Raw genomic sequence first — 12,401 nt, forward strand, 5'->3', positions numbered from 1 at the left:
CCCGTTTCAAAGCACATGGACCGGCAACAGGCCAAGGTCCCAAAGGGGTTCGAATGCGGGGCGCACATATCGTTCGCCATGAGAGCCGTCGATATGTAACTAAATGCCAAAGGCCGTCGGGAGACAGATTATTCATGGAACGAACCCGCCCTCGCCGCGCTCAACACCTATCTGGAAGTTTCCACGCTATGTCACGAGGAGAACGTCAATGAGCGCGTCCGAAACCGAACGACCTGCAGCACATGACCAACGCGACCAACTGACCATCAACACCATCCGCACCCTGGCCATGGACGCCGTGCAGAAGGCCAACTCCGGCCACCCTGGAACGCCAATGGCGCTGGCGCCGGTGGGCTACACGCTGTGGAAAGACTTCCTGCGTTATCACCCGGAACATCCTGACTGGCCGAATCGCGATCGCTTCGTGCTGTCGGTGGGCCATGCGTCGATGCTCCTGTACTCGCTGCTGCATCTGGCAGGCGTGGTCGAGATCGACGAGCACGGCACCGCTTCGGGTAAACCGGCCGTGAGCCTTGAGGACATCAAGCAGTTCCGCCAAATGAATTCCAAGACGCCCGGGCATCCGGAATACCGCATGACCACGGGCGTCGAAACCACCACCGGCCCCCTCGGCCAAGGCTGCGCGAACAGCGTCGGCATGGCGATGGCCGAACGGTGGCTGGGTGAGCACTTCAACAAGCCGGGCGCGACGCTGTTCGACTACAACGTCTACGTGCTCTGCGGCGACGGCGACATGATGGAAGGCGTGACCGCTGAAGCGGCGTCCCTGGCCGGCCACCTGAAGCTGTCGAACCTGTGCTGGATCTACGACAACAACACCATCAGCATCGAAGGCCACACCGAATTGGCCTACAGCGACGATCCGCTCAAGCGCTTCGAAGGCTACGGCTGGAAAACCCTGCACGTTAAGGATGCCAACGACGCCGCGGCGCTGGCCAAGGCGATCCAGACATTCCAGCAGACCCACGACGCGCCGACCCTGATCGTGGTCGACAGCGTGATCGGCTTCGGCTCGCCGAACAAACACAACACCGCCTCAGCCCACGGCGAGCCGCTGGGTGAAGACGAAATCAAGCTGACCAAAAAGGCCTATGGCTGGGACGAGAACAGCAGCTTTTTGGTGCCTGAAGAAGCCCGTCATTACTTGCGCGATGCGTTGCTCACGCGCAACGGCGGGGATTACAAAGCGTGGCAGGACACCTTCGCTCGCTTTGAAAAAGAACAGCCTGCGCTGTTCGACGAGCTTCAGCGCATGCGCCAGGGCGAGATGCCAGAGGGCTGGCGCAACACTGCCGTCAGTTTCGACACCGATGCCAAGGGCATTGCGACACGCGCTGCGGGCGGCAAGGTGCTCAACGGCTTTGCCCAGCAGATCCCGTGGCTGATCGGCGGCTCTGCAGACCTTTCGCCATCGACCAAGACCAATCTGACGTTCGAAGGCGCAGGCAGCTTCGAGGCGAGCAACTATGGCGGTCGCAACCTGCACTTCGGCATCCGCGAACACGCCATGGGCTCGATTGCCAACGGCTTGGCGCTGTCCTACATCCGCCCCTACACCTCGACTTTCCTGGTGTTCAGCGACTACATGAAGCCGCCGATTCGTCTGGCGGCGATCATGGAACTGCCGGTGATTTTCGTTTTCACCCACGACTCCATTGGCGTTGGCGAGGATGGCCCCACTCACCAACCCATCGAGCACCTGACCCAGCTGCGCGCCACCCCGGGCCTGCTGACGTTGCGTCCGGGCGATGCCAACGAAACCACCGAAGCCTGGAAGATCGCGCTGGCCCAAACCAACCGACCCAGCTGCATCGTGCTGTCACGCCAGCCCATGCCAACGCTGGATCGCGCGAAATACGCCAGCGCCGAGGGCGTCGCGAAAGGGGCATATGTGCTTGCAGATGCGGTGGATGGCAAGGTCGATGTGATTCTGATCGCCACCGGTAGCGAAGTCGGCATGACGGTTGAGGCGTTCGAGAAGCTCAAGGCTGAAGGCGTTGCCGCGCGCGTGGTGTCGATGCCGAGCTGGGAGCTGTTCGAACATCAGGGCAAGGCCTACCGCGACAGCGTGTTGCCGCCGGACGTGAAGGCGCGGGTCGTGGTGGAACAAGCTGGACCGCTGGGGTGGGATCGTTACGTCGGCCAGAGCGGCGCGAAAATCGTGATGAACAGCTTTGGTGCGTCGGCACCGATCGATAAATTGCAAGCCAAGTACGGGTTTACGACGGAGAACATCGTCAAGGTCGCGAAATCCCAGCTAGGGAAATAATCCGCGCAACCCGCCGGCCTATCGGGTAACGGAAAACCTGTGGGAGCGAATTCATTCGCGAGAAGGCGGAACATCCGATAGATATCTGTCAGATGTACCGCCAAATCGCGAATGAATTCGCTCCCACAGGGATCAACCTCATTCAGCCCCCGATCAACACCCGCTCAGCACTACCGGACGACGCTCACCCTCGAAGAAGAACGGCCGAAGCCTTACGCCCACCGCATTACCCGCGAATGCTGCGATCAGCCACAGCCAGCCATGCAGGCTTCCCGATGCGATGCCGCTGAAGTACGCGCCGATATTGCAGCCGTACGCCAGGCGCGAACCGTAACCCAGCAGCAGGCCACCGAGCACCGCCGCAATCAGCGAGCGGGTGGGAATTTTCAGGCTTGGCGAGAAACGTCCTGCAAGCCCCGCTGCCACTGCCGCACCCAGCATGATGCCGATGTCCATGACGGTGGTGATGTCTTCCCACACCGGAGCCGCCAGCGCCTTGGCGTTCGCTGGCATTTGCCAGAACACCCAGCTGCCGACGTCGACGCCCAGGCTGCTTGCAACCTTCGCGCCCCACAGGGCAAACGCCGAGGTGATACCCCATGGACGACCGGCCAGTGCCAGGGTGGCGTAGTTGAGCAGCGCCAGCGCAATCGCGCCCCAGACCAGCGGCCACGGGCCACGCAGGAAGCGGCGCAGGCCCACGTGTTCGCTGGTGACCGCAGCTTCCAATTCGCCATGGCGGCGTTTTTCCAGTGTAATCGTGACCAGCGCGATCACTGCGAACAACGCCAGGCTCATGATCAGCGCAGGCACGACGCCGAAGGTTTTGACAATGGATGTGGCCGGGAACGACGGCAGGGAGAACCACCAGTCAGCGTGGTGAGTCGCGATCACCGAACCGATGATGAAGAACAGCAGCGTTACCAGCATCCGCGCGTTGCCGCCGCCAACGGTAAACAGCGTACCCGACGCACAGCCACCGCCCATCTGCATGCCGATGCCGAAGATGAACGCGCCGAATACCACCGAAACACCCGCTGGCGCGACCAGCCCGGTGACCGGCGTGCCGAACAGGGTGCCCGCGCCCAAGGCCGGGAAGAATAGCACCACGGCAATCGACAGCATGACCATCTGCGCCCGCAGACCTGCGCCGCGGCGCTCATTGATGAACACGCGCCAGGCGGAGGTGAAGCCGAACGCAGCGTGGTACAGGGTCAGGCCCAGCGCCGCGCCGACGATCAACAGCAGGACCTGCTTGCCGCCGACAGCGGATTGAAGGAACAGAGCGCCGATCAGCAACAAGGTGAAAGCGATCAGCGGCGTGCCGAGCTTGCGCTCAGGCGTCGCGGAAAGAGGGAGGCTCATGGATATGTCTCAGGATGTGTTTGCGATAGGTGCGAGTATACCCCCTGAGCGCCGGGCCTTGATTCCGCATGCTGAGCACCTGTGGGAGCGAATTCATTCGCGAAGCATTCGTACAGCCGACACATCTCTATCGGCCGAAACATTTTTCGCGAATGAATTCGCTCCCACAGGTGATGGGTTCAGGACTGCGATCAATCCTTCCACACATCACGCAACCGCTCGAGCGCCGACGCGATATCCGCTTCAGGCACCGCCGCAAACCCCAACACCAGCCCTGCCCGGTTATCCACAGGCGTGGCCGAATCGGGAAGCCAGTAATCGCTTAACGGCGACAGTTCCACCCCCACGCTTTCAGCCTTGGCGATCAACGCCCGCTCCCGTTCAAGACTGTCGACAACCACTGACACATGCAGCCCCGCCAAGGGTTTTGGCATCGGGCTGCAGCCGCGCAAGTCCTTGGGCCAGCCGGCCAGCAGGGCGTCGCGCCGGCTCAACGCGGCGCGCCGCATGCGCCGGATATGCCGCTGGAAATGCCCTGCCGCGATGAACTCGGCCATCACCGCCTGCGTGCCGATTTCCGAATGACGCATGTCTACTGCCCGCCGCTGGCTGAACGGCTTGACCAGATTGCGCGGCAACACCAGATAACCCAGGCGCAATGCCGGGAACGCCACCTTGCCGAACGTGCCGACGTACAGCACCCGGCCATGCCGATCCAGCGCCGCCAATGGCGCCAATGGCGCGCCGCTGTAGCGGTACTCGCCGTCGTAATCGTCCTCGACGACCCAGCCCTCTGTGCGCTCGGCCCAAGCGAGCAATTCCAGCCGCCGCGCCAGGGTCATGGTCACGCCCAGCGGATACTGATGAGAAGGGGTGACGTAAGCCAGTTTACAGTGGCCACTGCTCGAATCCGGGCAGCGCATGCCTTCAGTGTCCACTGGCAAGCCGTGCAGTTTTGCCCCTGCCACGGCAAAGGCATGACCAGCTGCGCGATAGCCCGGATTTTCAATCGCCACGCCGTCGCCATCGTTCAACAGCAACTGTGCACAAAGGGTGATGGCCTGCTGCGCTCCGCTGGTGATCACAATTTGTTCAGGGGTGCACTGCAAGTCACGAGATGTTCTTAAATAGACGGCAATCAGCTCACGCAGCCGCCACTCGCCTGCCGGGTCCCCATAGCCGAGCTGATGCAAACCCGGTTTACGCCAGAAAGCCGCGTGCAGCTTGCCCCACACATCAAACGGGAAAAGATCGAACGCCGGAATTCCGACCCGAAAAGCCCTCGGCAAACCGGTCTTGTGAGCGCTCAAGTGATGCTGTTCGAGCACTGCCAGCGAGTCGCTGTGGATAACTTTACTGGATGAATTACCAGTCTCAAGCGGCAAGCTTGTGGATAAACCTGTTGATAAGCCTGTCGATAACCCTGTGGACACTTTTGTGGATAGTTTCTTGGCGGATACCGGTTTGTCAGACAATTGGGCCACATAGGTGCCGTCGCCCACGCGTCCTTCCGTGAAGCCCTCGGCGTACAGCTGATCGTAGGCGCGCATCACGCTGTTGCGGGAAATCGACAGCGCGGCCGCCAGATCGCGACTGGCAGGCAAGCGTGTGCCGCTGCTCAGGCGCCCGTCCAGAACCCGCTGGCGCAGCGCCTGGTAAAGCTGTCGGCTAAGGCCTTGGCGTCGATCAAGCTCGATACCGGCGAAATCGAAGGTCAGGGAAGGCGTAACGATTGGCATGAATTGGCCCCACGAAATAGACCGTTAATGGTTCTTACAACAGGCCAATAGGCTGCCTAGGATGGGGCCAGTCGCCAAGGAAAATCTCATGTACACACCCAGCTATTTCAAAGATGAGGATCTCGACAGCCTGCACCGGCAAATCGAAGGCACGCGGCTGGCCACCCTGATCACGGCTGATGAAACGGGCCTGCAGGCTATTCACGTACCGCTGTTGCTCGACCCCAAAGCAGGCCCCAACGGCACGCTGTTCGGGCATCTGGCCAAAGCCAACGCGCAGTGGAAAACCCTTGCATCGGGCGAGGCGCTGGTGATTTTTCAGGGCGCCGATGCCTACATCAGCCCCTCGTTCTACGCCGCCAAGGGCGAGCACGGCAAAGTGGTGCCGACCTGGAATTACGTGGCCGTGCACGCCTATGGCCGCGCCGAGGTCTTCACCGACCCTGCGCGCCTGCTGCAGATCGTCAGCGGCCTGACCGACAAACACGAAGCCGGTCGCGCCGAGCCCTGGGCCGTGAGCGACGCACCCGCCGACTACATCGAAAAGATGCTCAACGGCATCGTCGGCTTCGCCATCCCCATCGACCGGCTGGAGGGCAAGCGCAAGCTCAACCAGAACCGCAGCGCCGATGACATCGCCGGCGTGCGCAGGGGCCTGGCCGCCAGCCAGCACCCTCTCGATCAGGAAATCGCTCAATTGATGAGCCAAGGAGAAACCCGTGTCTGACGTACAGATCCGCCCCGTGACCGCCGACGACCACGCCGCCTGGCTGCCGCTGTGGAAGGCCTACCTGACTTTTTACAAGACCGAACTGCCGGACGCCGTGACCGAAAGCACATGGCAACGCTTTCTCGACAGCAACGAGCCGACCAACGCGGCCCTCGCCTGGCAGGACGGCAAGGCGGTGGGCATGGTCCACTTCATTTATCACCGATCAAACTGGAGCATCCATTGGTCCTGCTATCTTCAGGACCTGCTGGTGACGCCAGACCAACGCGGCACCGGTGTGGGTCGCAAGCTGATCGAATACGTGTACGCCGCCGCCAAGAAGGACGGCGCCGACAAGGTTCATTGGCTGACCCACGAAACCAATGCCACGGCCATCGAGCTGTATGAACGCATCGCCGAACGTCCCGGCTTCATTCAATTTCGCAAACCGCTCTGAGCCCTGGAAACCCGAACATGTCGAACGTTGAACACTGGCCATCGGCAAAACTGCCCGACACACGCACGCTGAACGGCCGCTTCATCCGCCTGGAAAAACTCGACGCCGCACGCCATGCAGACGGTTTGTGGAACGCATTGGAAGGCCCCGGCGCCGACCCGAAGCTGTGGGATTACCTGGCCGTGGGGCCGTTTACCGAACGCGCGGCCTTCGACGATTACCTGGTGAGCCTGCAGGCCTCGACCGATCCGTGGTTCTACACCGTGATCGATCAGCAGACCGGCGTCATCGATGGGTTTCTCAGCCTGATGTCCATCGTGCCCAGTGCGGGGCGTATCGAAATCGGCCACGTCACCTTTGGCGCCTCGATGCAGCGCACGCCAAAAAGCACCGAGGCGGTTTACCTGCTGGCCAAGGAGTCGTTCGCGCTGGGCAATCGTCGCCTGGAATGGAAATGTAACGCCGACAATGCCCGCTCCATCGCGGCGGCCGAGCGCTTGGGCTTCAGCTTCGAGGGCACGTTTCGTCAGCACATGATCGTCAAAGGCAAGAACCGCAACACGGCATGGTTTTCGATGCTGGACAGTGAATGGCCGCACATCGAACAGGCCTTCGTTGCGTGGCTGGCTGTGGATAACTTCAAGGACGGGAAACAAATCGACACACTGAGTCATTTCCGGTCGTTATAAACCTGTCATATCAAACGGCTATATAGGACGGCCCTTTTATACAAACAGGCCGTCCGTCATGCCTCGCGCCAAGTCTCGTCTCGCCTTGCACATCGCGGTAATCGTCTCCAGCGGATTTACAGCCGAGGCACTCGCCGTCGCCGCGCCGCAAAATCTGCTGATTTCCACAGCAACCACGACGGGCGTCGAATTGAGCGGCGCCGACACACTGACGGTCACTCATACCGGCAGCCTTATCGTTCCGACCGGCAAAGGCGTGAGCCTCAAGGGCACGACCAGCGGGACCGGTGTCGTCGTCGATAACAGCGGCACTATCCAGTCCACAGGCGGCCGCGCGATCGACAGCAGCGGCGACGAGACGACGGCACGCAACTACAGCATCACCAACCGTGCCGGTGGCGTGATTACCAGCACCGACGACGCGCTGCGCATCAACAGCAACTTCCCCAGCGGCTCGATCCTGATCGACAACAGCGGCACCATTCGCTCGACCGGTGGCGGCCAGGGCATCGATCTGGACGCCGTGCGCGGCGCAGGCGTGTCCACTACACTCATCAACCGCGCAGGCGGACTGATTCGCGGAGATCTGAGCGACGGCATGAAGACCGGCTCGAACGCGACCATCACCAACTACGGCGAAATTTCCTCAGGCGACTCGACCACCGCCGACCAGAAGTTCGACGGTATCGACGTCGATTCGTCCACCGGCGTGACGATCAACAACTATGGCCTCATCTCGGGCGGCCGCCATGGCATCACCACCGACCTCGGGGCCACGCTGACCAACTACGCCACCGGCGTCATCGTGGGCCGCAACGGATCGGGCTTCGGCTCGGACGGCAACGGTACGGTGATCAACTACGGCACCATCACCGGCAGCAACAACGGCCTGCAGCCCAACGGCGACGGCGATGGCGTGGACATCGACCTGGTCGCCCACATCGAAAACTACGGCACCATCAAAGGCCTGGGCGCCAGCGGCGTGGACAAGAACGGCTTTGCCAATGGCAGCGAGGGCATCGCCGCGGGCGGCGGTTACCTCTTCAACGCCAACAACGCACTGATCAGCAGCGTCGACAACGCCATTCTGGTCGATGACGGCAGCGGCGGTTCTGGCGTAGCCGCCACGACCCTGATCAACCACGGCACCATCGAAGGCCTGAACGGCTTCGGCATCAAGCTGGTCGGCGAATTCGCCGACAACGTCTACAACAACGGCCTGATCAGCGGCAGCAACGGCCTGGCCATGGACATGGGCGGCGGCAACGACACCCTGACCCTGGGCCACAACAGCCAGTTCGTCGGTGTGGTCGACGGCGGCACCGGCACCGATACCGTGATCATGGACGACGCACTGGGTGGCAGCTTCGGCGCCAGCCGGAATTTCGAAACCCTGCAAGTGCGTCAGGGCACCTGGACACTCACCGGCAGCGGCGACTTCAGTGACGGCGGCAGCGTCTCCAGCGGCGCAACCCTGATCAACCAGGGCGGCATCGCAGGCGCCATGACGGTCGATCAGGGTGGCGTCTACGCGGGCGGCGGTACAGTCGGCGGACTCAACGTCAACGGCACGCTGGTCGCCAGCAAGGCGCTGGGTGCCGCGCAGGTGAACGGCAACCTGAACATGGGCAGCGGCTCGACCGTCGCCTTTGGTGCCAACGCCAACGGCGACAGCGCGACGATCAAGGTCAGCGGCAACGCCAACCTCAATGGCGCTACGCTCGTGGTTAATGCCAGCTCGGGGACTTACCCGTGGCAGAGTCAGTACACCGTCCTTCAAGCGGGCAGCATCACTGGCACGTTCGGCAGCGTCACCAGCGACTACGCATTCCTCACGCCGACGCTCACTTATCAGCCGACCAGCGTCGGCCTGGCCTATACCCGCAACGATGTCGCGTTCAATGATTACGCCAGCACCGGCAACGGCAGTCAGGCAGCCACCAGCCTGGCTTCACTCGGCAGCAACAGCGCGCTGTACAAGGCGCTGCTTAACACCAGCACATCCTCTGCGGGAGCGGCCATTGAACAACTGGCTGGCAGCAGCAACGCCAGCCTGACCGGTGCCACTCTGAGCGGCGCGTCGCAAGTCGGCGCAACGATGATGTCGGCGATGCAAGGCATGAGCAGCGGTTCGAGCCTGCTGGTCGGCATGGATGACAAGGACACACCCGCCCTTGCCGCCACCGGCGTGCCGAATGCCGCGCGCAATCTGAATGACCCGAATGCACGTGGTCGGGTCTGGCTGCAAGGCATCGGCAGCTACGGCAAGCTCGATGGCGAGCATGGCAGCGCCGGTCTTGAACAACGCACCAAAGGCAGCGTACTGGGCGTCGATTGGTCGCTAACGCCGGCCTGGCGCATGGGCGTGCTGGGCGGATATTCGCGTACCGACCTGGACAGCACGGGCGTCGACGGCAAGGTCAACAGCTGGCATATCGGCGCTTATGCACAGCGCAAGGACGGCCCGCTGGCCCTGAGACTGGGCGCGGCCTACAGCGGTCACGATGGCGAGAGCAAACGCTCGGTCACGTTCGATGGCTTCAGTGATCGTCCGAAAGGCGACTACGACGCCGACAGCCAGCAAGCCTTCGCCGAACTGGGCTACGCGATGGGCAGCGGCCGCCTTAACGTCGAGCCGTTCGCCAACCTCGGCTACCAGCGCTACCACCGCGACAGCTATACCGAGAAAGGCGGCTCAGCAGCCCTGAACGTCGACGCGCAAAGCCAGGACAATTTCAGTAGCACATTCGGCGTGCGTTTGGCACAGCTGACCCCATTGGAAAACGGCATGAGCCTCACGCCACGGGGCAGCCTGGGCTGGCGTCACACCTACGGCGACGTCGACAGCAAGACTCGTCAGGCCTTCGTTCTGGGCGGCAGCGCGTTCAGCGTCGAAGGCTCCGCCCTGGATCGCGACAGCCTGATGGTCGAAGCCGGTCTGGACCTGGGCATTTCCTCACGTCACACCCTGAGCGTCGGCTACAACGGCGAACTGGGCAGCAATAGCCGCAATCATGCGTTGATGGGGCAGTGGCAGATGAGTTTCTAAGAGGCGCCAGGCGTCGCTGTTGATTCTGCCCGAAGGGCGCAGGAGCGCGCTTGCCCGCGACCTGCCGGGCACCGGCAGCAAAATCAGACACCTTGGCTGTGTCAGGCAAATCGCATGTGCCGGGTTGACTGCCGCTTCGCGCCAGATCGCCGACAAGTCGGGCTCCTACGCCCTCCGGGCAGAAGCAGATCGGTATTTCGCGGGCAAAAAAAGAGGAGCCACGAGAGCTCCCCCAGAGGTAAACATACAGCCCTGCGCGTCTGTGCGCGGGGCTGTTTATCGTGAATGCTCGCGATCACTCGATCTCGACCAGAATCTCGCCCGGATTCACGCGGTCGCCCTTGGCGACGTGGATCGCCACGACCTTGCCGGCGACAGCCGCCTGAACCTCGGTTTCCATCTTCATCGCTTCGGTGATCAGCACGGCCTGGCCGGCCTTGACCACGTCACCTTCCTTGACCAGCACATCGACGATGTTGCCCGGCATGGTGGTGCTGACGTGACCCGGTTTGCTGGCCTGAGCACGCTTGCCGATGCCGCCGCCGACGAACTCGTTGAGCGGCTCGAACACCACTTCTTCCGGCATGCCGTCGATAGACAGGTAGAAATGGCGCTTGCCCTCTGCCTTGACGCCGACACCGGTGATGTCGACGCGGTAGCTCTCGCCGTGAACGTCGATGACGAACTCGGTCGGCACACCCTCGCCGCTCGCCTTGGCCACGGACCCCGGCTCGGGAATCGGCAGCAGCGGCTCAGGTGCCAGCGTGCCAGCCGCGCGTTCTTCAAGGAACTTGCGCCCAATGTCAGGGAACATCGCGTAAGTCAGCACGTCTTCTTCCGACTTGGCCAGCGCGCCGATTTCGCCACGCAGCTTGGTCATCTCAGGCTTCAGCAGATCTGCTGGACGCACGTCGATCAACTCTTCATTGCCGATGGCCTGACGACGCAGCTTCTCGTCGACCTGGCCCGGTGCCTTGCCGTAACCGCCGGTGAGATAGAGCTTCACTTCGTTGGTGATGGTTTTGTAACGCTCGCCAGCCAGCACGTTGAAGAACGCCTGGGTGCCGACAATCTGCGACGTCGGGGTCACCAGCGGTGGGTAGCCCAGGTCTTTGCGCACACGCGGGATCTCGGCCAGCACTTCGCCCATGCGGTTGAGCGCACCCTGCTCCTTGAGCTGGTTGGCCAGGTTGGAAATCATGCCGCCTGGCACCTGATTGACCTGCACGCGGGTGTCGACTGCGGTGAATTCGCTCTCGAACTGGTGATATTTCTTACGCACGGCATAGAAGTACAAGCCGATTTCTTGCAGCAGTTCCAGATCCAGACCGGTGTCGAATTCGCTGCCCTTGAGCGCCGCGACCATCGATTCGGTGCCCGGATGGCTGGTGCCCCAGGCGAAGCTGGAGATCGCGGTGTCAATGTGATCAGCGCCGTTTTCCACGGCCTTTAGCTGACACATGGCGGCCAAACCAGCGGTGTCGTGGGAATGAATGAACACTGGCAGCGATTGCTCGGCTTTCAGCGCCTTGACCAGCTCGCCCGCTGCGAAGGGCGTCAGCAGACCGGCCATGTCCTTGATCGCGACAGAGTCGCAACCCATGGCTTCCATCTGCTTGGCCTGAGCAACAAAGGCCTCGACGGTGTGTACCGGGCTGACGGTGTAGGCAATGGTGCCTTGAGCGTGCTTGCCCGCAGCCTTCACCGCTTCAATGGCCACGCGCAGGTTACGCACGTCGTTCATGGCGTCGAAGATGCGAAACACGTCGATGCCGTTGACCGCAGCCTTGGCGACGAAAGCTTTGACCACGTCGTCGCTGTAATGGCGATAGCCCAGCAGGTTCTGACCACGCAGCAGCATTTGCAGGCGGGTGTTGGGCAACGCGGCGCGCAGTTGGCGCAGGCGCTCCCACGGGTCTTCTTTCAGAAAGCGCACACAAGCGTCGAACGTCGCGCCGCCCCAGACTTCCAGCGACCAGTAGCCGACTTTGTCGAGCTTTTCGCAGATCGGCAGCATGTCCTCGGTGCGCATGCGGGTCGCCAACAGCGATTGATGGGCGTCGCGCAGGATGGTGTCAGTTACAAAAATCTTTTTGGACATTG

The 12,401-nt window shown here is 62.0% G+C and carries 8 protein-coding genes; 5 read left to right on the forward strand and 3 right to left on the reverse strand.

From position 1 onward, the window contains the following. The first annotated feature begins 208 nt into the window (after positions 1 to 208). Positions 209 to 2,290 carry a transketolase gene (gene tkt / locus AC07V9_RS12435; RefSeq protein ID WP_495015999.1) on the forward strand — a complete coding sequence of 694 codons (2,082 nt, stop codon included), beginning with the start codon at positions 209 to 211 and terminating at the stop codon, positions 2,288 to 2,290. A gap of 153 nt (positions 2,291 to 2,443) precedes the next feature. On the opposite strand, the gene AC07V9_RS12440 is transcribed toward tkt, so the two are convergent. Both AC07V9_RS12440 and pdxR read right to left on the reverse strand, forming a co-directional pair. Continuing rightward, positions 2,444 to 3,655 carry a YeeE/YedE family protein gene (locus tag AC07V9_RS12440; protein ID WP_495016000.1) on the reverse strand — a complete coding sequence of 404 codons (1,212 nt, stop codon included), beginning with the start codon at positions 3,653 to 3,655 and terminating at the stop codon, positions 2,444 to 2,446. 191 nt (positions 3,656 to 3,846) lie between these two features. Beyond that, positions 3,847 to 5,394: a MocR-like pyridoxine biosynthesis transcription factor PdxR gene (pdxR, locus tag AC07V9_RS12445; RefSeq protein ID WP_495016001.1), complete on the reverse strand. Its 1,548-nt coding sequence runs from the start codon at positions 5,392 to 5,394 to the stop codon at positions 3,847 to 3,849. 88 nt (positions 5,395 to 5,482) lie between these two features. Between pdxR and AC07V9_RS12450 the strand changes: the two genes are divergently transcribed. The 4 genes from AC07V9_RS12450 to AC07V9_RS12465 are packed head-to-tail and all read left to right on the forward strand — an operon-like array spanning position 5,483 to position 10,298. After that, positions 5,483 to 6,121 (forward strand): FMN-binding negative transcriptional regulator, encoded by a 639-nt coding sequence (locus tag AC07V9_RS12450; protein ID WP_495016002.1) that lies wholly within the window; start codon positions 5,483 to 5,485, stop codon positions 6,119 to 6,121. Beyond that, positions 6,114 to 6,560 (forward strand): GNAT family N-acetyltransferase, encoded by a 447-nt coding sequence (locus tag AC07V9_RS12455; RefSeq protein WP_495016003.1) that lies wholly within the window; start codon positions 6,114 to 6,116, stop codon positions 6,558 to 6,560. Before AC07V9_RS12450 ends, AC07V9_RS12455 begins: the two co-directional genes overlap by 8 nt. A 17-nt stretch (positions 6,561 to 6,577) precedes the next feature. Then, the gene (locus AC07V9_RS12460; protein ID WP_495016004.1) at positions 6,578 to 7,249 is read left to right on the forward strand and encodes a GNAT family N-acetyltransferase; all 672 of its coding nucleotides are present in this window, start codon (positions 6,578 to 6,580) and stop codon (positions 7,247 to 7,249) included. Between the two features lie 58 nt (positions 7,250 to 7,307). Next, positions 7,308 to 10,298: an autotransporter outer membrane beta-barrel domain-containing protein gene (locus tag AC07V9_RS12465; RefSeq protein WP_495016005.1), complete on the forward strand. Its 2,991-nt coding sequence runs from the start codon at positions 7,308 to 7,310 to the stop codon at positions 10,296 to 10,298. A gap of 295 nt (positions 10,299 to 10,593) precedes the next feature. Here the strand turns inward: AC07V9_RS12465 and oadA are convergent, their stop codons facing one another. Then, positions 10,594 to 12,399, reverse strand: a complete 1,806-nt coding sequence (gene oadA, locus AC07V9_RS12470) for a sodium-extruding oxaloacetate decarboxylase subunit alpha (protein ID WP_495016006.1) — start codon at positions 12,397 to 12,399, stop codon at positions 10,594 to 10,596. Positions 12,400 to 12,401: the final 2 nt, after the last annotated feature.

The organism is Pseudomonas sp. GW821-FHT02A11 (assembly GCF_059421985.1).